Raw genomic sequence first — 22,720 nt, 5'->3', positions numbered from 1 at the left:
AATCGGAATCGATTTAAGGCGGACACTTTGATCTAGATTCAACAAGTTGAGCATCGAGTGGTCCGGAAAACCGGTGCCCACTTTTCCGCTCGATGCTCTAATGGGGTGGCGGAAGAATGGGGTTTCTTTGCATGGGTGAAAATGCCTATAAATTCCCATTCCTTGGGGAAAAATGAGCATGAATTGGGAAGATCTCCGTCACTTCCTGGCCCTGGCCGAGGGGGGAAGCTTGTCTGCTGCGGCCCGGATGCTGGGCGTGGAGCATTCGACCGTGGCCCGTCGGGTCGCCACCCTGGAGCGGGATCTGGGGACACGGTTGGTTGACCGCTTGCCTCGCTCCGTTCTTCTGACCGAAGCGGGACGACGGGTGGCAGATCTCGGGGCCGGGGTGTCCGAGGGGGTCGCGCGGGTCGTCCGGGGGGTGGATGCCCTGGAGGACAGCTTAGCCGGGTCGGTGACTGTCAGTGCGCCGCCCAGCCTCGCCGGATGGGTCATCGCCAAGGCCCTGGCGGACCTGCGGCAGCGCCATCCGCAGTTGGTGGTGACACTGTTGGGGGACGTCGACAGGGCGGATCTGGACCGGCGCCGGGCGGATATTGCGCTTCGCCTCTCCCGACCGGAACAGCCGGATCTGGTGGCCCGCAAGGTGGGGGAGCTGGTCTTTCGCTTTTATGGGGAGCCGGACTTCGCGCTGCGGGAGGATGCCCGAGAGGCCCATTGGCCGATCATTGGATATGAGGAAACAACCGCCCATTATCCCCAATGGCGCTGGCTGGAGCCGCGTCTGGCGGGGCGTCCGGTGGTCTTCCGAAGCAACGATCTGACCGCCCACGCGGTGGCTGCTCGGGCGGGGATGGGGGTGGCTCTCCTCCCCCGGTTTATGGGGGAGGAAGCTGGACTGGTCGTTCTTGCGAGTCAGGACATCCCGCCGTCTCGGGATATATGGATGGTGGTCCACGACGATTTGCGATCCGTTCCCCGAGTCCGGTTGGTGATGGATGAATTGGCGCAAATCGTGAGGGACGTATGAGGAGCAAGCCTTGGGCAGGTTTCATCGGCGGGATGTGACGTTTTGTGACCCTCACTGAATGGGTGCGAGCAATTCCGGTGCGGTTACCAACTGGCGGACGCCATGGGAATGATCCTCATGGAAGACATTGCCGTCTTCTGCCCATTTGTATAGGGAGCTGACATCGATCTTCGCGCAGGCCGGGCGCACGCTCCAGGTCACTTGCAAGGGTGAGCAATGCTCTTCCGTGAATTTCGGTCCGGTGGTTGAACCGGCGAAGACGACCGGTGTACCGGTACCGCTCGGCAGCGATTTTGGTTGGTGAAAGCCGTTAACAACCGTATTCGCGTAAGCGAAATCCGCGAAATCCAAAGCCGTCTTGTCGTTTACAACCAGGAAAACTTGGGATTCAACGCGTAATTCCGGGTTGGCGCAGCGATCGTTCATGCAGGATCCCAGTCCTTCGCCGGGTGAGACATCACAGGACGTATAGACCCAATGCACTTCGATCGTATCACCGGGAACGATGCCGTGAAATGCCCCGTGCCCATGGGCCGGATCCTCAAGCTCTTCTTTGGTCAGAGACGCGGTCTCGTTGCATTGGTAACCGCCATGCTCCTGATCCCCGGCGAACACGGTGAACCCGGGTCCCTTGTGCTCGGCATTCGTGTGGGTGTGGATATTACATAAATTGAGCCGATCGGCCGGTGGTGCAGGGGAGAAAACTCTGGGATTGGTGCCCTCGACATTGGAAATGTCGCGCGGTGTTTGTGGGCCAAAACCTTGGCATATCTCGGCGGCGGATGTCATGCCGACCGAACCAACGAATCCGCATAAGACCAACAAAAGGGGTGTTAAACGAAAATGCATCATATTATCTGTCCTTGCGCCTTTTAGATATGGTTGAAAGGCTATGGTCGCAATGAATGGCGGTCCTGTCGATGTCTAATTTTCCTATCCGAGTTCTTTGTGTTCTCGTGGTGAATGAAATGGAAAGGGGCGTCGGGTGCGGTCCGGTGCCGGATGGTGTGATCCGGTGTCGTTCTTGTCGGAGCGGGCCTTCTCTCGTTAAGACAAGGTTTCGCCTTTATTCAACGGTTCGAGTCCAGGGTACGGGACAGTGTCTGATATTTTTTGGGCGATTGCCCAAGCCCATTTGGGGGCCATTGCCCCCAAACCCCCAATTTCTTTTTACAAATAAGAGCCCGGGGGCTGGGGCCTTTATGCCCCAGTGGGGGACGGGGCAAAGCCCCGCGACGGGAAAATATGCCCCGTTGTGTATTGTGTCCGATCGAATTTTATCAATGTGATTTAAATCATCTGGTTAGAGCGGAATGAGGCCGGAAAACCGGTGTCCCCTTTTCCTCATTCCGCTCCAGCCCTGGGTCAAAGCACAGAAAGTAGGGCGCTTTCCAGGATATCCAGACCCTCGTCCAACTGGGCGTCGGTGATGACCAGTGGAGAGAGGAAGCGGATCACGTTGCCCCGGGTGCCGCAGGACAACAGGATCAAACCATTTTCGGCGGCCTTATGGACCAGGGCCTTGGCCAAGTCCGCATCCGGACTGTTGGCGTCCCGGTTTTTCACCAGTTCCATGGCCACCATGGCGCCCTGGCCTCGGATCTCGCCGACACAAGAGACGTCATTGCGGCTGGCCAGGGCTTTTAAACGGGTGGTCATGCGATCGCCGAGATGGATGGCCCGCTCGATCAGCTTTTCTTCTTCGATGACATCAAGAACCGCCAGACCGGCGGCGCAGGCCAGCGGGCTGCCCGCATAGGTGCCACCCAGGCCGCCGGGGTTGGCGGAGTCCATGATGCTGGCCTTGCCCGTGACGGCAGAGAGGGGGAAGCCGCCCGCCAGGGACTTGGCCATGGTCATCAGATCCGGCTCGACGCCGCTATGCTCGATGGCGAACATCTTTCCGGTCCGGGCGAAGCCGGTCTGGATCTCGTCGGCGATCAGCAGGATGCCATATCTGTCGCAGATCTCGCGCAGGGCTGCGACCCATTCGGGCGGGGAAATGACGAAGCCGCCTTCTCCCTGGATCGGCTCCAGGATCAGGGCTGCAATCCGGGTCGGCTCGATATCCGACTTAAAGCGGTCCTCCAGGGCGGTCAGGGAGTCGGCCACGGAGATCCCGTGATAGGCGTTGGGATAGGGGACATGGTAGATGTCGCCGGGGAAGGGGCCGAAGCCGACCTTATAGGGGGCGACCTTGCCGGTCAACGCCATGCCCATCATGGTGCGGCCATGGAAGCCGCCGGAAAAGGCGATGACACCGGGGCGTCCGGTGTGGGCCCGGGCAATTTTGATGGCGTTTTCGACGGCTTCGGCGCCGGTGGTCAAGAACAGGGTCTGGCAGGGCTCGGCGATGGGCACCAGGGCGTTCAGGCGCTCGGCCAGGGCGATGTAGCTCTCGTAGGGGACCACCTGGAAGCAGGTGTGGGAGAAGTTATCGAGCTGTCCGGCGACGGCGGCTTTGACCTTGGGGTGGTTGTGGCCCGTATTGAGGACGGCGATGCCCCCGGCAAAATCGATGTACCGCTTGCCCTCCACGTCCCATAGCTCGGCGCCCTGGGCGCGAGCGGCAAAACGCGGAAGCATTGTGGCCACGCCCCGGGGAATGGCGGAAAGGCGACGGTCCTGCAAGGCGGCGTTGGTCGTTTGTGTCATGCTGTGTGATCCATGAGGGAAATTTGGTGCAGGCAGGGAGGGCTCGGCTTATTTTACGCCACCGAGGCAGAGGTATTTCATTTCGGTGAAGTCATCGAGACCATGGCGAGAGCCCTCCCGCCCGATGCCGGATTCCTTCACACCGCCGAAGGGCGCGGATTCCGTGGAGATGATGCCTTCATTGATACCAACGATGCCGTACTCCAGGGCTTCAGCAACCCGCCAAACCCGACCGACGTCGCGGGCGTAGAAATAGGCGGCCAGACCGAAGGGCGTGTCGTTGGCCATGTGAATGGCTTCGTCTTCGGTCTTGAAGCGGAAGAGGGGGGCGACGGGGCCGAAGATCTCCTCATTGGCCACCCGCATGGCCGGGGTCACGCCGGTCAGGATGGTGGGCTCGTAGAAGGTTCCGCCCAGGGTATGGGGCTTGCCGCCCAGGGTTGCTGTGGCGCCCTTTGACAGGGCATCCTTCACCAGGGCGTCGACCTTCTCCAGGGCGGCCGCATTGATCAGCGGACCCTGCTGGGTCTCGCCCTCCAATCCCGGACCCACGGCCATTTTCTTGACCGCCTCGGCCAGCTTGGTGGCGAAGGCCTCGTATACCCCGTCCTGGACGAGCAGGCGGTTGGCGCAGACACAGGTCTGTCCGGTGTTGCGGTACTTGGAAGCCAAGGCGCCTTCAACGGCGGCGTCCAGGTCGGCGTCGTCGAAGACGATGAAAGGCGCGTTGCCCCCCAGTTCCAGCGAGACTTTCTTCACGGTCCCGGCACATTGGGCCATCAGCATCTTGCCCACAGGGGTGGAGCCGGTGAAGGAGAGCTTGCGGACAATGGGGTCGGATGTCAGGGCGCCGCCGACCTCCGGTGCCTTGGGCTTGGAACAGGTCACCACATTGAACAGTCCCGCAGGCATTCCCGCCCGGACAGCCAGTTCAGCCAGGGCCAGGGCCGAAAGGGGGGTGTCTTCGCCGGGTTTGACCACCACGGCACAGCCTGCGGCCAGGGCCGGAGAGACCTTGCGGGTGATCATGGCCATGGGGAAGTTCCAAGGGGTGATGGCGGCGACCACACCGATGGGTTGGCGCAGGACCAGCAGGCGCTTGTCCGTGCCGTGGGCGGGGATGACCTCCCCATACATGCGCTTGCCTTCCTCGGCGAACCACTCGATGAAGCTGGCGCCATAGGCCACTTCGCCCCGGGCCTCGGCCAGGGGTTTGCCCTGTTCGGCGGTCATCAGGATCGCGAGATCTTCCTTGGCCGCCAGGATCAGATCATGCCACCGGCGCAGAACGCCAGCCCGATCCTTGGCGGTGCGGGCTTTCCAACCGGTCATGGCGCTTTCGGCGTCGCGGATGGCCCGGTGGGTTTCCTGGGCGCCCATGTCGGGGACCTGGGCGATCTCTTCTCCATTGGCTGGGTTGGTCACGGGGAAGGTGGCGCCATCGTCTGCATCGGTCCAGGCGCCGCCGATGAAAGCCTGGGTCTTGAGCAAACCGGAGTCGGAGAGGGTGGGCATGGTGGGGGGCACTCCCATGGGGCGAAGGGGGAAAGGGCCGGGCTGACCCTCTGTTCGACAAAACCATACATCCGTCTAAAATTATAAACAATATCGTCGGCGACTGTGCGGTGATCTTAAACGCGAGGAGGGGATGCGTTTAACGCGGTTGGTCCTGGTGGTCAGGTGATCTAAAATCCTAAACAATTAAACAGTTCGGGCATGGATGGATGGGAGCAGATCGAATGGATGTGGATGTGGGGGCTCGGCTGCGGTCGATCCGCGAGGCCAACGGGCTGTCCCAGCGGGAGTTAGCGCGCCGGGCTGGAGTAACCAACGGCACCATCTCTCTGATCGAGCAAAACCAGAGCAGTCCTTCGGTGGCCTCGCTGCGCAAGGTCCTCCAGGGCATTCCCATGTCGCTGCAGGAGTTTTTCAGTCAGGAGATGCCCCCTCCGGAGCGCATTGTCTTCCGTTCCGAGGACTTGACGGAGATTACCCACGAGCTTCAGAGGAAAAGCAAAGGGGCCATTGCCTTCCGCCAAGTGGGTGACGCACGCCAACACGGCCTTCAGATCCTACACGAGGCCTATGAGCCGGGCGCGGACACGGGCCGCACCCTGCTTCAACACGACTCCGAGGAAGGGGGGATTATCATCTCCGGGCGTATGGAACTGACGGTGGAAGACGAGCGTCACATCCTGGGGCCAGGGGACGCCTATCTCTTCGATAGTCGCCGCCCCCACCGGTTTCGAAACCCTTTTGATGAGCCCTGCGTGTTGATTTCCGCTTGTACGCCGCCCTATCTGTAGCATCTGATGTCCGCGTGGATAGGGGGCGGTATGTGTAAACGCAATAACGCCCCCGCCCTGTTTTCCGGTAGGGATCGATTTGAAGGGGGCTTCCGGTGTATGTGCAGCAGAACGCTAATTATTCTTACGTTTCAATAAGAGATTAGCGCCGACGATGCTGTGCTCTCCTAGTTTGGCGCCCATGTTCTTGCTTGAGAAATGACTTTCCAGGGAGTATTTGTTTAGTAAAATTTTCTCAAGTTCACCAACATTGACTAATGTTACGGGGACTCTAATTTCTCTATCTTTTATATTGGCTGGCATTGGTCCGGGGCCATGTTGACTTAGTTTTGACGTGTTCACTGTAACGGTTCGTTCTCCTGTGAATAAGGGCAAGCGATTTATTGCCATTATAGGAGCCGCGACTTCAATGAGATTCTCAAGGGTTTCTTCAGGAGATGGAGTGTATTGTACGGATCCTGATGCGTGGACGACATCGAACGTTCCGATGATATTGATTGCTTCGTTTATAGATGAGGAAAAGAACAGTCCGTCCATTTTTATGGTTTCTTTTGCTGCGCATATCATTTCTTCTGTTTCGACAACAACCCATTTTATGTCTATGTCTTTTATGATTTTCTTTACGAGATAAAAATGAAGTCCGCATGCGCCGCCGAAGTCCAAAACAGTGACTGTCTTTTTTCCATTTTGCGATGCTTTCATGATCGCTATTGCAATAATACAGATCGGATCTGGGTCCAGTATGGGCTTAGGATTGGTATAGATGAATTCAAGTGTTTTTTTCAATACGACATCTACAATGTCGTTGTCGGAATAGTTGCTGCCACAAAATTCAAGGGCTTCTTGGTATGATGGGAATGCAGTGGCCGTTGTGAACATTTTCACCTCAAGGTAGGGGTATCTTGACTTGCTTTGTAGGGTTTTTTGCAATTTTTTCTTGTATTATTCGGGATTCAATTGATGGACTTCTTGCGCTGGTGCCACCTCCTTTAATGGATCTTACGGGGTGAGGGAAGTGGCAGATAATGGCTTTCTGCAAATATCTTCATGCGGAGAAGACCGCGGCGGTTGTCACGCCAACGCAAGCGCGATGCGGTTCTGCTTCGGGGCCAGGGATTTGGAGGTGGGTTCGTGCCCAGTGGGGGCATGGCGTCGCGCTTTTCAGAATGGGGCGACGCGTTCCCGAGCGTTGGGGAAGCAGTGCTGGCGACGGGGGAGAACGATAACCGGGATCTGGAGGTCGAACGCCTCTGCACCAAGCTGGGCGAGGTGCTCCTGGAAAAGGGCTTTTATACCCAGGTGCGGTGAGTTTGCCTCACCGCACCTTGGAAGCGGCCAAGTGGCCGCCGCGCCTTATGGCGCGTAAAAGCCCGCCTGGCGTTTGAACGCAAGAAAAGCGGCGTGGGTTTAAACCCGCGCCGCTTGGTATTAGGAAGGCATTAACGACATAATGGAGAGCCGCGGCCCCCCGCCTTCGTGAGGGCAAGCTCTTTGGGCCGCTGACGGTCGAAGCGATGTGCGCGGGTTCACCGTCAAGCGGCCGCACTTACGGCATCAGAGCGGGCAGGCTTACGGAACCACTCGCATAACGCATGTGAGGGACTCGATCCAGCATGAGCCGGGTTCTCTGGGGAGCGGACCCCACGTGCAGGGCGGAATGGGCAGAATGTCTGGGCCGTAGCCATCACATCCACCATGATGTGATGGCCGCCAACACTCCTCCTGCCGCTACTTTGCGACTTCGATGCGCCCGCCTGAAGTGCCCGTGACTTCCTTCAAGGCGGTCAAATAATCCGCAACGACGCTCACCAGCAAGCGTCCGGCGCTGGCATCGACGAGCACTTTGCCCTCGCCCAAGGCCTTGAAGCCGTCGCCTCCTTCGGCAATGTAGTCGTTTGTTGCCACGGTGTAGTTGGCCGACTCGTCCAAGGGCTGATCGCCCACGGTCACCGACACCAGGCGACTGCCCACAGGCTTGTTCGGGTCATAGGTCAGAGCCAGGCCGGACACCTGGAGGAACCGCCCGCCGTTTTCCCCTACCTGGGAGAGCCCATGTTCGAGGGTCTGTTTCACCTGGGCGCCGGTCAGCTCCACAACCATGGACACATTGCCAAAGGGCATCTCGGTCACCAAATCCTTGCGGGTCAGGGTGGTGTCCGGATCGTACAGGCGATCCCCGCGGATGCCGCCCCCATTGGCCAAGCCGATATCGGCCTTGGCCTCTGCACGCAGGGCATCGGCGATCAGGTCACCCATGGTGGATTCCTGGGAGCGAACCACCGACTTCCGGCTGTCCAATGCGACCTTGGTCACCGCCAGGGGTTCCCCCAGTTCCTTGTCCAGCATGGCATCCCATTCCGCAATTTTGGCGGCCAATTGGGGATTGGGCGCCACACCGGTGACCGGAGTCAGGCTCCAGGCAGGAAGTGTGCTGACCTCCACCGTCTTCCGTCCCTTGACGTCCTGTATGGTCAGATCAACCTCTGCCAGGAATTCCGCGTCCATGCCCGCCTTGAGGATCAGGGTTCCGCCCTCCATCCAGGTGATGGCCTCGTGGTCGTGGCCACCAAGGATCAGGTTGATGTCCGGAACCTCCTGGGCCAGGGCCTTGTCCTGTTCGAATAACAGATGGGTTAAGGCGATGACCACATCGGCCCCCGCGACTTTCAGGTTCACCGCCGCATCCTTCGCCTTGGCGATGGGATCGAGAAACAGCACGTCCTCGCCCGGGTCGGACAAGGTGGTGGTCTCGTCGGTCAACACGCCGAGGAAACCGACCTTGTAGGGGCCGACGTTGCGCAGGGCCGTGGCCACCATGCCTCCAAAAGGCTGCTCATTTTTATCCAGCACATTGGTGCCCAGCCAAGGGAAGGGGCTGGTCTTGAGGTGTTCGGCGAAGACTTCGGGGCCGAAGTCGAACTCATGGTTCCCTGGAACCGCCAGATCCACGCCGACCATGTCCATGGCGGTGATCATATGCTTGCCCTTGTCGATGCTCGACAGCAGGGAAGGCGAAATCAGGTCCCCGCCGAAGGTGACCAGGGTCAAATCCGCGCCCGGTTCAGCTTTGGCCTCGTCGACCATTGTCGCCAATTCGGCCAAACCACCCAGGCCCGCCTTGTTGGGAGACACTTCGTAGACATCGTTCACGTGCAGCAGTCGCAGAACAGCGGGTGGCCTGAGATCCTCGGCCCGGGCGGACTCGGGCCCTGTCTGGAGCAGGATGGTTAGAACCAGACCGGCCAAAAATAGCGCGATGGGGCGAAGGCGATGGGGCAATCGCATGGAAAACTCCTCGAAAAAAGGGGGGCGATTGGCGGGGAAGAAGGCTCAGTATGCACGTTTTTAGGGTTTGGCGGAACGGACATCACGGGGACGATTGAAGGGCGCGCCCTGCCTTTGCTATTCTACGGCGACACTGCGTCGCGAAGAGTCCCAATGAAGATCGACGCGGTAAAGCTTGGGGCGGGCCTTGCAAGGGGAAAAGCTTGGTCCTTGACCCCGGGGGAAATGAGAGAAGAGAGACCCTTTTCCGCAGGATTTCGCGCGTTCGGCGCCCATGGACTCCAAAACCCAGCCCTGAACCGGGGCTCACTGCGGTGTGGGGCCCTGCTGCGACGAACTGTACTCGAAAAAGCATGACCGCAAGGCAAAAACAGGCAATGACCGAAGACACCCTATCGCTTGCCGCCGATTTCCCGGCCCTGTCCCACGACGACTGGCTCGTTCTCGTGGACAAGGCCCTGAAGGGAGCGTCCTTTGAAAAGAAGATGGTGACGAAGACTCACGAGGGCTTCTCCATCCAACCCCTCTACACCTGCCAGGATTGGCCGACGGAGGGGGATCCCTCCGGTTTTCCCGGCGGCGCTCCCTTCACCCGAGGGGGAACCGCCAGCGGATCTCTGCAGACGGGTTGGGATATCCGCCAGGAACACGCCCATCCCGATCCCGTCACCGCCAACAAGCAGATTTTGACCGACCTTGAAAAGGGCGCCAGCAGTGTGTCCCTGCGCCTGGACATGGCTGGACGGGTCGGACTGGACGCCGATGCCGAAGCGGCCGCTGAAATCGCCGGCTGGGACGGGATCATGGTGTCCTCCGTCGAGGACCTGGACGCTGCCCTTTCCGGTGTGATCCTGGACGGCGCCGTTGTCTCCCTGGACGCGGGCGCCGGGTTCGAAGCCGCCGCCGCCCTGATGGTCGCCCTGTGGAAAAAACGCGGGGTGGACCCCTCCAAGGCGCTGGTCTCCTTTGACGCCGATCCCCTGGGGACCCTGGCGGCCATCGGTGCCCTGCCCATGTCCACCGACCGGGCCTTGGAGCGCTTGGCTGCCCTTGCTGTCATGACTGCGGCCAGCTACCCCAAAGCCACAGCGGTGAAGGTGGATGGTGCCCCCTACCACGATGCGGGTGCCAATGAATCCCAGACCCTGGGCGCTATCCTGGCCACCGGTGTTGCTTACCTGCGGGCCATGGAAGCTGCCGGAATGGACCTGGGCTCAGCGGCGAGACAGATCGTTTTCTCTTTGCCGCTGGACAGCGATTTCTTCATGGGCATCGCCAAGCTGCGGGCCGCCCGTCTGCTCTGGGGCCGGGTTATGGAGGCCTGCGGCGTCGCCGAAAGCGACCGGGCCATGCGTCTACGGGCCACCACCGCCCGGCGCATACTCACCCGCCGGGATCCCTGGGTGAACATGTTGCGCACCACCGTGACCTGTTTCGCCGGTGCGGTCGGCGGCGCCGATACCGTCTCCGTTGCGCCCTTTGATGCCGCCCTGGGTGTGTCCTCGGACTTCGCCCGCCGCATCGCCCGCAACGTCCAGATCGTGCTGATGGAGGAGAGCAACCTGGGTCGGGTGATCGACCCCGCCGGAGGATCCTGGTACGTGGAAACCCTCACCGACCGGCTGGCCCGGGAAGCCTGGAGCGAATTCCAGCGCATCGAGGAAGAAGGCGGCATGGTGGCGGCTTTGGAAAGCGGGTCCTTCGCCGCCCTGATTGCCGACACCTGGGAGGTGCGCCGCACCGCCATCGGCAAGCGCAAGGATCCAATCACTGGCGTCTCGGAGTTCCCCAACCTGGGCGAGGCTCCCGTGGAGACCGCCCCTGTGGATCGGGATGCCCTGGTCAAGGCCGCGACCGCGCGCCTTGCAGCCAGCCGCGCTTCTGCGGATAAGGTCGCCGACTTCGCCACCGCCGTAGAGGCTGCGGGCAAGGGAGCGACCTTGGGTGGATTGACGGCCGCCCTGTCCGACGGCCATGCCGCCCAGGTCGACGCCTTCACCGCCCATGATCTGGCTGAGGACTTCGAAGCCCTGCGCGACGCCTCGGACCTCTGGATGGAAAAGCAGGGTCAGCGCCCGGCGATCTTCCTGGCCAACCTGGGTCCCGTGGCCCAGTACACCGCGAGGGCGACCTTCGCCAAGAACCTGTTCGAGGCCGGCGGTATCGAAGGGCGTCCCGGCTCCGGCGCCGCTTCCGCCGAAGAGTGCGCCAGCGCTTTTACGGAGAGCGGCGCCAAGGTGGCCGTGATCTGCTCCTCCGACGGGCTTTACGCCGAGATGGCAGAACCTGTCGCCCGGGCCCTGAAGGCAGCGGGGGCGACCAAACTCTATCTCGCCGGTGCCCCCGGTGACGCCAAGGACGCTCTGAGCGCTGCGGGTGTGGACGCCTTCGTCCATGTTGGCTGCGACGTGCTTGGTACCCTGACTGACCTGCATGCCCACCTGGGCCTTACGGTGGAAGGATAAGATCCAATGACCGGCATTCCCGATTTTTCCAAGATCGATTTGAACGGCGGCGCCGCTGCCGGATCCGCCGAAGCCTGGACCAACGCCTTCACCCAAGCCACCGGCAAGGCACCGGAGGCGCTTGCCTGGGAAACCCCGGAGCATATCGCCGTCAAACCCCTTTATAAGGCCTCCGACCTGGAGGGGCTGGATTTCCTGGACACCTATCCGGGTGCGGCGCCCTTCCTGCGCGGTCCTTATTCGACCATGTATGTGAACCAGCCGTGGACCATCCGCCAGTATGCCGGATTCTCCACGGCCACGGAATCCAACGCCTTCTATCGCCGCAATTTGGCTGCCGGTCAGAAGGGGCTGTCCGTTGCCTTTGATTTGGCCACCCACCGGGGCTATGACTCCGACCACCCGCGCGTGTCGGGTGACGTGGGCATGGCGGGAGTGGCCATCGACAGCATCTACGATATGCGCACGCTGTTCAGCGGTATCCCTTTGGACAAGATGAGTGTGTCCATGACCATGAACGGCGCGGTGCTGCCGGTCATGGCGCTCTACATCCTCGCCGCCGAGGAACAGGGTGTTTCGCCTGAAAAGCTGTCGGGTACCATCCAGAACGATATCCTCAAGGAATTCATGGTGCGGAATACCTATATCTATCCGCCCACGCCCTCGATGCGGATCATTTCCGACATCTTTTCCTTCACCGCTGCCAATATGCCCAAGTACAACTCCATCTCCATCTCCGGCTATCACATGCAGGAAGCCGGAGCGACGGCGGATCTGGAGCTGGCCTATACCCTCGCCGACGGCGTGGAATATGCCCGGGCGGGCATGGCCGCTGGATTGGACATCGACGCCTTCGCCCCCCGCCTGTCTTTCTTCTGGGCTATTGGCATGAACTTCTACATGGAAGTGGCCAAGATGCGGGCGGCCCGGCTGCTTTGGGCCAAGCTGATCAAGCAGCTCGACGCCAAGAACCCCAAGTCTCTCTGCCTGCGCACCCATAGCCAGACCTCCGGCTGGTCCCTCACGGCTCAGGACGTTTTCAACAACGTCACCCGAACCTGTGTGGAGGCCATGGCCGCGACGCAGGGGCATACGCAGTCCCTGCATACCAACGCCCTGGACGAGGCCATTGCGCTGCCCACCGATTTCTCCGCGCGCATTGCCCGGAACACCCAACTGTTCATCCAGCAGGAAGCCAATACCAACCGGGTGATCGACCCCTGGGGCGGCAGCTATTACGTGGAACGCCTGACCCACGATCTGGCCGCCCGCGCCTGGACCCATATCCAGGAGGTGGAGGAAACCGGCGGCATGGCCAAGGCCATCGAGGCCGGTATCCCCAAGATGCGCATCGAAGAGGCGGCAGCCCGCACCCAGGCCCGTATCGACAGCGGGCGCCAGACTGTTCTGGGAGTCAACAAGCACAAGGTGGGCGAGGACCAGGCTATCGACGTTCTCAAGGTCGAGAACGCCCAGGTGCGCCGCCAACAGATCGAGCAGCTCGAAAAGCTGCGTGCCGAGCGGGATTCGACCAAGGTGGAGGAAAAGCTCGCCGCCCTGACCAAGGCCGCCGAAACGGGTGAGGGTAACCTGCTTGCGCTCGCCGTCGATGCGGGCCGCGAGAAGGCAACCGTGGGCGAAATTTCCCTGGCCCTGGAGAAGGTCTACGGTCGCCATAAGGCGGAAATCCGCAGCATCTCCGGCGTTTATAGCAGTGAGGTGGGAGACATGGTTGACAGCGTGGACAAGCTCCACAAGATGGTGGAGGAATTCGAGGTCAACGACGGGCGACGTCCGCGGATCCTGATCGCCAAGATGGGGCAGGACGGCCACGATCGGGGGCAGAAGGTGATCGCTACGGCCTTCGCCGACCTGGGCTTCGACGTGGACATCGGCTCCCTGTTCCAGACGCCTGCGGAAAGCGCCCGTCAGGCGGTGGAAAACGATGTACATATCGTCGGTGCCTCCTCCCTGGCCGCCGGGCACCTGACCCTGGTGCCCGAACTGCGCCAGGAACTGGCCAAGCAGGGCCGGGACGACATCATGGTCGTTGTCGGAGGCGTGATCCCGCCTGGTGATTTCGATGCCCTGTACAAGGCAGGAGCTGCGGCCATCTTCCCACCCGGCACCAATATCGCCGAGGCGGCCATCGACCTGCTCGCCAAGCTCAACGAGAAGCTCGGCTATACGTCGAAAGCGGCCTGATCCGCTTCGCGGGCGGGCTCCCGCCCGCGCCCGGCCGGGGGGATTTATCCCCCCGGACCTCTCCTTTGTTTTGTTTCGAAAGACTCCCATGGCGCGTTCCCCCCTGACCGTTGACGACTATGTCTCCGGTGTTCTTTCCGGCGACCGGGCCCGGCTCGGCCAGGCGATCACCCTGGTGGAAAGCCGGAACCCGGTTCACCAGCGCACCGCGCAAGAGGTGTTGATCCAGTTGCTGCCCCATGCGGGCCAGGCCCATCGGGTCGGCATTTCCGGCGTTCCCGGTGTCGGTAAGTCCACCTTTATCGAAGCCTTGGGCTGCCAACTCTGTGACCAGGGGCATCGCGTCGCCGTGCTCGCCGTGGATCCATCTTCCTCGCGCACCGGCGGGTCCATCTTGGGGGACAAGACCCGGATGGAGGAGCTTTGCCAAAGGGACAACGCCTTCATCCGCCCCTCGCCTTCTGCCGGGCGCCTGGGCGGCGTAACCCGCGCCACCCGGGAAACCATGCTGGTCTGCGAAGCAGCAGGTTTTGACGTGGTCCTGGTGGAAACCGTTGGCACCGGCCAATCGGAAACCCTGGTTGCCGACATGGTGGATTTCTTCCTGGTGCTCATGTTGCCCGGGGCTGGTGATGAGCTTCAGGGCATTAAAAAGGGTATTCTCGAGCTGGCCGACATGATCGCCGTGAACAAAAGCGACGGACCGAACCGGGACAAGGCGACCGCCGCCATGCGCGAGTACAAGGTCGCCCTGCATATCATGAAGCCCGCCCACCCCGATTGGACTGCTCCGGTCGTCCTTTGCTCCGGTCTGCGTGGTGAGGGCCTGGACGAACTTTGGGCCAAAGTGGAAGAGTATCGGGCGATCATGGGTGCCAACGGACACCTCCAGCAGCGCCGCCAAGCCCAGCAAGTGCAATGGATGTGGTCCATGGTCGAGGACCGCCTGATGGATGCTGTGCGCGGTCATCCCGCAGTCAAGGACGCTCTTCCTGACCTGAAGAGCCAAGTGGCCACAGGTGGGATCACGGCTACCCTGGCGGCCTATCGCATCCTGGAAGCCTTTGGGGTGGATGCCGAGGGACGCTAGAGTACTTCGAGATCACGCTGGGTCGCTTGGCGGCTGAACTCGACCTCGAAGATACTCTAAAACTTATAGAATGAGAGTGAAACCGTCCTAGACTAAAACCGGATCAGCTTGAGTCAAGCTGGCCCAGTTTGGGCGATTGCCCAAGCCCATTTGGGGGCACATGCCCCCAAACCCCCATTTTTTTATAGCCTGGGGTTTGGGGCCTTCTGTTCACGGCAGGATCAGGTTTCCAGCGTCATCGGGTAGGAACTGGGGCACGTAGCCGATTTCCCAGGGGTGGCCGTCAGGGTCGGCGACGTAGGCCATGACCGCGCCCCAGGGGGTCTCCTTGATGGGGGTCAGGCGGGTTGCTCCGGCGGCCAGCCATCGCTCGACCATGGGGGCGACCTCCTCTTTCGTTCGCAGATTGAGTGCCAGGGTGATCGCGCCCGGTTCACCGAGGTTTGGCCTCTCCAGGTCGGCGGCCAGGGCATCGCGGCCGTAGAGGCCTAGGACCATGCCGCCGGTCTGGTAGAACACAACATGGGGATTGCTGTCCCCATGGGCCGTCCAGCCCAGGGCATCGTAGAAGGCCCGCGCTCGGGCGATATCTGCCACGGCGAGGGTCACTAGGTGCAGGCTTTGGGGAACGGGTGTGGTCATGCGAGACGCTCCTTTGATGAGGGGATGCGGTCAGGTTAGGGGGAGAGCCACCCCGTCGTCTTGTACCTTTCGGCCAGAAGAGCCAGCGCCGCACCCGCAGGCAGGCCGGTCAGGACCCGCAGGGACCGCCCCATATGGGCTTGATCCGTAAACCCGGCCTCTTGTGCGATCTGGGCGAGGGAACCTCTGCCACGGGCCAAGAGCCATCCGGCCCGTTCCATGCGGGCTACGGTGGAGAGAAACCGGGGTGACACTCCCGCGATTCGAGCAAAAGACCGTCGCGCCGCACGCTCCGACCAGGGAGCCTCCCGCAAGGCGGCACCCGGCTCAAGACCCGAGCGGAGGAGGGCCCAACACCGGTCCACACGGAGGGCTTCAGGTGACAAGGGGGGGCTCCGGAGAAACAGCGCGCGGGCGAGGTCTCGGGCTACAAGGTCTGCAGGGCGGTCAGGATCAGCGAGTACGGCTTGTCCCAAACGCCAAAGCCAGGGCGGAAGGGACTGCGGGGACTCGGCAAAATCGGCAGGAGGACCCAGAAGGGTGAAGCCAAGGGGAGGCGGGAGGCGGACTCCTGCGTAGCGGTCTCTGGGATCAAGAATAACGGAAAACGCGCCGAGGCTGGGTGGAGAGACGAAGCCATCGAACAGGGATCCGTCGGGGCGCCAGCGCAGGATCATATCCATGGATCCGTCGGGGGGAATGAGATGTTGCCCCCCGCCGTCCGAGGCCCAGGCGGTTGCTTGTCCCAATCCGTCCCCCGGCGCGATGATCCATTCCCGGTGCAGCACCACAAGAGGGGCGTCAGGCCCCATTTTTGTCCTTGTCCAGCAAAGACCGCATGTCCCGAATTTCACGGCGCAGGGCGCGGAGGTCGTTGGCCATGTCAGTCATAGTCGCATGGGTCTCGGCAGCTTCGTGGACATGCTCGGCTTGGTTGTCCGCGTCATGAACTGTTTGCATGGAATCCACGATAATACCGATGAACATGTTCAGAATGGCGAAGCTGGTGACGATGATGAAGGGGACGAAGAAAATCCAGGATGTGGGGTGGACCTCCATCACCGGTCGGACGATGCCCATGGACCAGCTTTCCAGCGTCATCAACTGAAACAGGGTGTACATGGATTCCCCGATGGTGCCAAACCACTGGGGGAAGCTGTCTCCGTACAGTTTGGTGCTCAGGACGGCGCCCACGTAGAATATCATGCAGATGATCATGACCACGCTGGCCATGCCGGGAATGGCGGTCAGCAAGGCCTGGATCACCCGGCGGAGCTGGGGCACGACGGACACCAGCCGCAGGATTCTCAGGATCCGCAACGCCCGCAAGACCGCAAGCGGTCCAGAGGCGGGGATCAGGGCGAAGGCAACAATGGTTATGTCAAAGATATTCCAGCCATCCCGGAAAAACCGGAGGCGGCGGTAAGCCAGCTTGCCCAAAATCTCGAACGCGAAGACCGCCAGGACCGCATGGTCAAACCACACCAGGATTGGTCCAATCTGCCCCATGACGGCATCCGATGTCTCCATGCCCAGGGTAATGCCGTTCAAGACAATCAAGGCGGTGATGAACCGCTGAAACCCGATGCCCTCAACCCACCGGCCCAGGGCGTCGAAGGGAGTATTCTGTGGAGACATGGTAGGCGAGGACGGTTGGTCTTGGGGCATTTGGACGAGGTCCTGTCGATCACGATTGAGAGACGGATGCCGGAAGATAGGCATGCCGGTTACCAAGTTCAATCGCTCTCGGAAGCGCCCACTTGTGGCTTTTCTAGAGCATTTTGCGCAAAAGTGGCCCCCGATACGGTCCACGACAGGGGGTGTTTTCCCGCCACGGGGCTTTGCCCCGTCCCCCCCCCCCCCGCTGGGGCCGAAAGGCCCCAGACCCCGGGTGTTTATTGGCCGAAAGGCCCCAGACCCCGGGTGTTTATTGGCCGAAAGGCCCCAGACCCCGGGTATTTATTGGCCGAAAGGCCCCAGACCCCGCGCTCCTATTTGTAAAAGAAAAAGGGGGCATTGGCCCTCAAATGGGCTTGGGCACTCGCCGAAACAATATAAAACACTGTCCTGTATTGTGGAGTCCTGAAGCAGGCGAGTTGCTCTAGCCGTTTAGCCCTAGTCGGGCTTCGGTCAATCCGCGGCCTTGCATAAAAGTCAAGATCGTCAGGTCATGGCGGATCATGTGATCGAGCAGCATATGCCCGATGCGCGAGACAGCGCGCATCATGGTTGTTTGATCGGCATTCTCGGTGAAGTGGCCGACCTGGTCTCCTATCTCGCTTGACAGGAAGGTGTGAACCGCTTGGTGCTCCGTCAACTCGGGATACCCCAGGTTGGCCATCAGAATTTCCTCTTCCTGGTTATGGGAGAGAAAGTCATGGTGTAGCTGTTCGGCCCAGGTCCTGATTTCAGATGGGGACTCGCCCCAGTGAATGAGCTTGGTCATTCCCTTCAGCAATTCGAGGTGGCCTGCGTGGGCCTCATCAATTTTCCCCACGCCCATCTGGAACGCCGGGGACCAGTCAATATTTATCATGGGACCGCCTGCCTTATAAAGAGGGGGCGACAAGGTTTCTTGAGCCTTTTCGTCTCGCTATCCGTCCGACTGCGCCTTGGCTTTGGAGCAAAATACCAGGGGAAAGCCTCTCCTATCCAGCGTTGCACCTGTAGCGTCGGGGGGATCGAGTGCTCCCCAACCATTGGACGTATATGGATATAATTGTGTGTTAATTGTCTAGATGGTTATTTGCTGACAGGTATTTGGACAAGGGAATGGGGCAGGTGATTTGGGGGGAGTCGCAGGGGCCGACGCGGGTAATGATGAAACCTCCTAAGGCACTGTTTAGAATTAATTTTATGGGAGTTAACATGCCATCTGCAGAAAAGTGGAGGGTTATGGTTTTGCCTTCCCAGGACCGGGCGTGTCTTTTCGAAAAACCAGAGATGGGAAGGGGTTCCAAGGTGACCGGAATGGTCTTTATCGGAGCGTCATTAACTTGGATGGTCGTGGAGTCGCCAACGTCGGCCTGGAAGTCGTAGCGCAACTTCCCATCGAATACGGGCAGGATAACCCGCTCTCCACTTTTCGCAGTCCTGAGGATTCGCCGGGCCAGGGCAAAGGTGGCAAAGGGATCAAGGGCGCCCCAGCGCAACTCCGGAGGCACCCGAGGGTCTTCCTTTCCATTGTTGTAGCCTTCTGGGGGATGTCCCAGGGAGTAGCGGACCTCCTTGATCCCAGCCTTTCCCGTCTCCCGATAGACTCGCAGGTAGCCTTCGGGGTGGATGGATTTCATGGGTGAGAGGGCATCGGTAAATCGGCCAGATCCCTGGGCCATGGCGCGCAATTCCCGGAAGGTTTCCAGCAATCCCCTGCTCTCCAAGACAAGCTTGGCGTCGAAGCTGCTCCCCCGATCGGTGAAGTTGACAGAGAAATCAGCCATGTGGAGCCCGCCAAGGTGGGCGGTGAACAGGTCATGGAAATGGTCCCGGTGGGGTATGGTCTCCGGTTCGGTTGCTGGCCTGACCTCGATCCGATCCCCGGGCCCTGCTGGAGTCTGTCCGCCCGCGTCGGCCAGAAGGGGTAATCCCAGGCAAACCGCGAGCGCAGAAGTCCGCCACGGGAGCTGGGAAAACCAAAGGAGAATTTGGCGAACGGACCCTGGGGGAGCGATGCTCGCCGACCCGGTCCTGGTCGGAAATAGTCGCATCATGCTGCCTCGCTAAACAGTTCGTTTATTACCACCAGACTCCGGAAGCGATGTCAATTCGGCGAAATCATGGCGTGACAGTGGCACCGGCCTTGTAACAATGGCCGAGAGGGGTCATCCTCTCCCCTCTTGGGCCCAAAATAAAAAACGAAAATCCAATCTACATGCATGTAAGAAACGGGTGACTTTAATGAAAATCGCCATACCTAAGGAGCGCCGGTCCGGCGAGGACCGCGTCGCCATTTCCCCCGAGGTGGCTAAGAAGCTTGTCGGCCTGGGTTTCCAGGTCGTCGTCGAGAAAGGCGCCGGGGCGGGGGCGGCTCTCACCGACGATGCCTTGACCGCAGCCGGAGCGACCATCGCCGCCACGCCGGAAGAGACCTATGCCGAGGCGGGCATGATCTGGAAAATCCAGCGGCCCATGACGGCAGAGGAGGGGACCGACGAAGTGTCCCTGCTGCCTAAGGGTAGCCTGCTGCTCTGTCATCTCTCCGCCATGACGAACAAGCCGTTGGTGGAGGCGTTGGCCAATCAGGGGGTGACCGCTTTCGCCATGGAACTGATGCCGCGCATCAGCCGGGCCCAGTCCATGGATATCCTGTCCAGCCAGTCCAACCTGGCGGGATACCGGGCTGTCATCGACGGGGCCTATGAATTTGGTCGGGCCTTCCCCATGATGATGACGGCTGCGGGCACCGTTCCCCCGGCGCGTGTCCTGGTATTCGGCGCCGGTGTCGCGGGTCTGCAGGCCATCGCGACGGCCAAGCGCATGGGCGCGGTGGTCATGGCCACCGATGTGCGTCCGGCCACCAAGGAACAGGTGGAGAGTCTGGGCGGCAAGTTTATCTCCGTCGACGACGAGGCCATGAAAAACGCCGAGACTTCCGGCGGCTACGCCAAGGAGATGGGCGAGGAGTTCCGTAAGAAGCAGGCCGAGGCCGTGCTGAAGGAGCTGGTGCGCACGGACATCGCCATCACCACCGCCTTGATTCCGGGCAAACCCGCGCCGGTCCTGATTGACGAGGACATGGTCAAGCAGATGAAACCCGGCAGTATCATCGTTGATTTGGCGGTCGAAGCCGGGGGCAATTGCCCGCTGGCCAAGCTGGGCAAGATCGTAACCGAGCATGGGGTGAAGATTGTTGGCCATGCCAACGTGCCCTCGCGCGTGGCTGCGGACGCCAGCCCGCTGTTCGCCAAGAACCTGTTGAATTTCATTACCCCGCAGCTGGACAAGGAGACCAAGGCCCTGTCCATGAACTACGAGGACCAAACCGTGTCGGGCACCTGCGTGTGCAAGGACGGAACGGTGGTCCACCCGGGCCTGCTTGGGGAGGGAGCCTGATCCATGGAAGACAAGAACGTACTCGTCGAGGGCTTTAAACTGCTCTCCGAACAGGCCAATGAGCTGTCTCAGAATGCCCAGATCATGGCCCATCAGGCGGCCGGCATGATGGGCATCGCGCCGGCCGCCCACGAGGGGCCGGGCGAGTTCTGGTGGTTGATGACCATTTTCGTCCTGGCCTGCTTTGTGGGCTTTTATGTGGTCTGGTCGGTGACCCCGGCCCTGCACAGCCCCCTGATGGGCGTCACCAACGCCATCTCCTCGGTGATCATCGTTGGCGCGCTTATCGCTGCGGGTCCCGCTGACTTCAGCGGATCCAAGGTGCTGGGCTTCTTCGCCATCCTTCTGGCGAGCGTGAACATATTCGGTGGGTTTATTGTGACCCAACGCATGCTCGCGATGTTCAAAAAGAAGCAGAAGTGAGGGGCGAGCGACAATGACACACGGACTGACAATGGCGGCCTATATCGTCGCCGGAATCCTCTTCATCATGGCCCTGCGCGGCCTGTCCAATCCGGAAACGGCCCGTAAGGGCAACCTGATGGGCATGGTGGGCATGGGGATCGCCATCCTCACCACCTTGATCTCTCCGGCTGTCCAGGCCTATGCCTGGATTGTGATTGCCATCGTCATCGGTGGCGCAGCGGGGACGGTGATTGCCCGCAAAGTGGTGATGACTGCCCTGCCGCAGCTGGTGGCGGCTTTCCACTCCCTGGTCGGTATGGCGGCGGTCTTCGTGGCCACGGGTGCCATGCTCAACCCGGAGGCCTATGGCATCGGCTCGCCCGGGGCCATCCATGCAGGATCCCTGGTCGAGATGTCTTTGGGACTGGCGGTCGGTGCGATCACCTTCTCCGGTTCGGTCATCGCCTTTGGCAAGCTGCAGGGTCTGATCTCCGGCAAGCCGGTGACCTTCCCCATGCAGCACCCGCTGAACGCCGCTCTGGGCATTCTGCTGGTGGTGCTGATCATCTGGTTCGCCGCCACGGAAAGCCATCTGGCTTATTTCCTGCTGATGGCCCTGGCCTTCGCGTTGGGCTTCCTTCTGATCGTCCCCATCGGTGGCGCCGATATGCCGGTGGTGATCTCCATGCTGAACAGCTACTCGGGCTGGGCGGCGGCGGGTATTGGATTTACCTTGGGCAACCCGTTGCTGATCATCGCCGGGGCCCTGGTGGGCTCCTCTGGCGCGATCCTCAGCTACATCATGTGTAAGGGCATGAACCGGTCGATCTTCAACGTGATCCTGGGCGGTTTTGGCGGCGATTCCGCCGCAGCCGGTCCGGGGGGCGACGATAGTGAACGGTCGGTTAAGCCGGGCAGTGCCGACGATGCGGCTTTCATCATGAAGAACGCGTCCAAGGTGATCATCGTTCCCGGATACGGCATGGCCGTGGCTCAGGCCCAGCATGCCCTGCGGGAATTGGCCGACACCCTGAAGGGCGAGGGAGTGGACGTGTCCTACGCCATTCACCCGGTGGCCGGCCGGATGCCCGGTCACATGAACGTGCTGCTCGCCGAGGCCAATGTGCCCTACGATGAGGTCTTCGAGTTGGAAGAGATCAACAACGAGTTCGCCACAGCGGATGTCGTCTATGTGATCGGCGCCAACGACGTGACCAACCCAGCGGCCAAGACCGACCCGGCCAGCCCCATTTTTGGGATGCCGATCCTGGATGTGGAAAAGGCTGGAACGGTTCTGTTCGTCAAGCGATCGATGGCGTCCGGTTATGCCGGTGTGCAAAACGAACTGTTCTTCCGCGACAACACCATGATGCTGTTCGGCGACGCCAAGAAGATGACCGAGGAAATCGTCCAGGCCATGGGATAGAGTGCCTTCGATGCCAAGTTGGGCCAAGAATGGCCCAACTTGATCTCGGAGCACTCTAATATCTACATATACTCTGTGTCCTTGAAAATTCGGAAACCCTGCTTCGCAGTTTCTGGGCTCTGCCCAGACCCGCAAAGGGCCGCGGACCCTTTGATCCCA

At 60.7% G+C, this 22,720-nt stretch carries 19 protein-coding genes; 9 read left to right on the top strand and 10 right to left on the bottom strand.

What is annotated here, in order from left to right; genetic code table 11:
• The first annotated feature begins 178 nt into the window (after positions 1-178).
• On the top strand, positions 179-1,030 hold the full coding sequence (locus tag ACLIRY_RS15090) for a LysR family transcriptional regulator (RefSeq protein ID WP_413206240.1): 852 nt from the start codon (positions 179-181) through the stop codon (positions 1,028-1,030).
• Positions 1,031-1,081: 51 nt separating this feature from the next.
• Here ACLIRY_RS15090 and ACLIRY_RS15085 read toward each other — a convergent pair whose 3' ends face one another.
• The 3 genes from ACLIRY_RS15085 to ACLIRY_RS15075 all read right to left on the bottom strand — a co-directional run bounded on the left by ACLIRY_RS15085 (position 1,082) and on the right by ACLIRY_RS15075 (position 5,200).
• Positions 1,082-1,882 (bottom strand): delta-class carbonic anhydrase, encoded by an 801-nt coding sequence (locus tag ACLIRY_RS15085; protein ID WP_413206239.1) that lies wholly within the window; start codon positions 1,880-1,882, stop codon positions 1,082-1,084.
• Positions 1,883-2,395: 513 nt separating this feature from the next.
• On the bottom strand, positions 2,396-3,685 hold the full coding sequence (gabT, locus tag ACLIRY_RS15080; protein WP_413206238.1) for a 4-aminobutyrate--2-oxoglutarate transaminase: 1,290 nt from the start codon (positions 3,683-3,685) through the stop codon (positions 2,396-2,398).
• A gap of 48 nt (positions 3,686-3,733) precedes the next feature.
• Complete coding sequence (locus tag ACLIRY_RS15075) at positions 3,734-5,200, bottom strand: NAD-dependent succinate-semialdehyde dehydrogenase (RefSeq protein WP_413206237.1); 1,467 nt, start codon at positions 5,198-5,200, stop codon at positions 3,734-3,736.
• 230 nt (positions 5,201-5,430) lie between these two features.
• Between ACLIRY_RS15075 and ACLIRY_RS15070 the strand changes: the two genes are divergently transcribed.
• Entirely contained in the window at positions 5,431-5,991 is a 561-nt protein-coding gene (locus ACLIRY_RS15070; RefSeq protein WP_413206313.1) for a cupin domain-containing protein, read from the top strand.
• Between the two features lie 114 nt (positions 5,992-6,105).
• Here ACLIRY_RS15070 and ACLIRY_RS15065 read toward each other — a convergent pair whose 3' ends face one another.
• The gene (locus ACLIRY_RS15065; RefSeq protein WP_413206236.1) at positions 6,106-6,921 is read right to left on the bottom strand and encodes a methyltransferase, TIGR04325 family; all 816 of its coding nucleotides are present in this window, start codon (positions 6,919-6,921) and stop codon (positions 6,106-6,108) included.
• 117 nt (positions 6,922-7,038) lie between these two features.
• Here ACLIRY_RS15065 and ACLIRY_RS15060 point away from each other — a divergent pair, with 117 nt between their 5' ends.
• Positions 7,039-7,299: a hypothetical protein gene (locus ACLIRY_RS15060; protein ID WP_413206235.1), complete on the top strand. Its 261-nt coding sequence runs from the start codon at positions 7,039-7,041 to the stop codon at positions 7,297-7,299.
• 420 nt (positions 7,300-7,719) lie between these two features.
• On the opposite strand, the gene ACLIRY_RS15055 is transcribed toward ACLIRY_RS15060, so the two are convergent.
• Positions 7,720-9,276: a bifunctional metallophosphatase/5'-nucleotidase gene (locus ACLIRY_RS15055; protein WP_413206234.1), complete on the bottom strand. Its 1,557-nt coding sequence runs from the start codon at positions 9,274-9,276 to the stop codon at positions 7,720-7,722.
• A gap of 353 nt (positions 9,277-9,629) precedes the next feature.
• Between ACLIRY_RS15055 and ACLIRY_RS15050 the strand changes: the two genes are divergently transcribed.
• The 3 genes from ACLIRY_RS15050 (at position 9,630) to meaB (ending at position 15,036) form a co-directional block, all read left to right on the top strand.
• Positions 9,630-11,741, top strand: a complete 2,112-nt coding sequence (locus tag ACLIRY_RS15050) for a methylmalonyl-CoA mutase family protein (protein WP_413206233.1) — start codon at positions 9,630-9,632, stop codon at positions 11,739-11,741.
• Positions 11,742-11,747: 6 nt separating this feature from the next.
• Positions 11,748-13,946 (top strand): methylmalonyl-CoA mutase, encoded by a 2,199-nt coding sequence (scpA, locus tag ACLIRY_RS15045; RefSeq protein WP_413206232.1) that lies wholly within the window; start codon positions 11,748-11,750, stop codon positions 13,944-13,946.
• A gap of 88 nt (positions 13,947-14,034) precedes the next feature.
• Positions 14,035-15,036 (top strand): methylmalonyl Co-A mutase-associated GTPase MeaB, encoded by a 1,002-nt coding sequence (meaB, locus tag ACLIRY_RS15040; RefSeq protein WP_413206231.1) that lies wholly within the window; start codon positions 14,035-14,037, stop codon positions 15,034-15,036.
• A gap of 210 nt (positions 15,037-15,246) precedes the next feature.
• Here the strand turns inward: meaB and ACLIRY_RS15035 are convergent, their stop codons facing one another.
• The 5 genes from ACLIRY_RS15035 to ACLIRY_RS15015 form a co-directional block, all read right to left on the bottom strand.
• A complete protein-coding gene (locus ACLIRY_RS15035) occupies positions 15,247-15,678 on the bottom strand; it encodes a VOC family protein (protein ID WP_413206230.1) in 432 nt (143 codons plus the stop codon).
• A gap of 35 nt (positions 15,679-15,713) precedes the next feature.
• The gene (locus ACLIRY_RS15030; protein WP_413206229.1) at positions 15,714-16,490 is read right to left on the bottom strand and encodes a helix-turn-helix domain-containing protein; all 777 of its coding nucleotides are present in this window, start codon (positions 16,488-16,490) and stop codon (positions 15,714-15,716) included.
• On the bottom strand, positions 16,480-17,316 hold the full coding sequence (locus ACLIRY_RS15025; protein WP_413206228.1) for an ion transporter: 837 nt from the start codon (positions 17,314-17,316) through the stop codon (positions 16,480-16,482). Before ACLIRY_RS15025 ends, ACLIRY_RS15030 begins: the two co-directional genes overlap by 11 nt.
• Positions 17,317-17,779: 463 nt before the next feature.
• Complete coding sequence (locus ACLIRY_RS15020; protein WP_413206227.1) at positions 17,780-18,214, bottom strand: bacteriohemerythrin; 435 nt, start codon at positions 18,212-18,214, stop codon at positions 17,780-17,782.
• A 190-nt stretch (positions 18,215-18,404) separates the two neighbouring features.
• Entirely contained in the window at positions 18,405-19,388 is a 984-nt protein-coding gene (locus tag ACLIRY_RS15015) for a DUF3108 domain-containing protein (protein WP_413206226.1), read from the bottom strand.
• 187 nt (positions 19,389-19,575) lie between these two features.
• Here ACLIRY_RS15015 and ACLIRY_RS15010 point away from each other — a divergent pair, with 187 nt between their 5' ends.
• From ACLIRY_RS15010 to ACLIRY_RS15000, 3 genes are read left to right on the top strand one after another with little or no spacing between them, the layout of a single operon-like run.
• Positions 19,576-20,730 (top strand): Re/Si-specific NAD(P)(+) transhydrogenase subunit alpha, encoded by a 1,155-nt coding sequence (locus ACLIRY_RS15010; RefSeq protein WP_413206225.1) that lies wholly within the window; start codon positions 19,576-19,578, stop codon positions 20,728-20,730.
• Between the two features lie 3 nt (positions 20,731-20,733).
• Positions 20,734-21,153, top strand: coding sequence for an NAD(P) transhydrogenase subunit alpha (locus ACLIRY_RS15005; RefSeq protein ID WP_413206224.1), 420 nt, complete (start codon positions 20,734-20,736; stop codon positions 21,151-21,153).
• Positions 21,154-21,166: 13 nt separating this feature from the next.
• Complete coding sequence (locus tag ACLIRY_RS15000; RefSeq protein ID WP_413206223.1) at positions 21,167-22,561, top strand: NAD(P)(+) transhydrogenase (Re/Si-specific) subunit beta; 1,395 nt, start codon at positions 21,167-21,169, stop codon at positions 22,559-22,561.
• The last annotated feature ends 159 nt before the right edge of the window (positions 22,562-22,720 follow it).

Origin of the sequence: Rhodospirillum sp. A1_3_36 (assembly GCF_047263945.1) — a bacterium.
In the GTDB taxonomy this organism is placed as follows: domain Bacteria; phylum Pseudomonadota; class Alphaproteobacteria; order Rhodospirillales; family Rhodospirillaceae; genus Rhodospirillum.
This window is presented reverse-complemented; position numbering and strand designations above follow the sequence as displayed.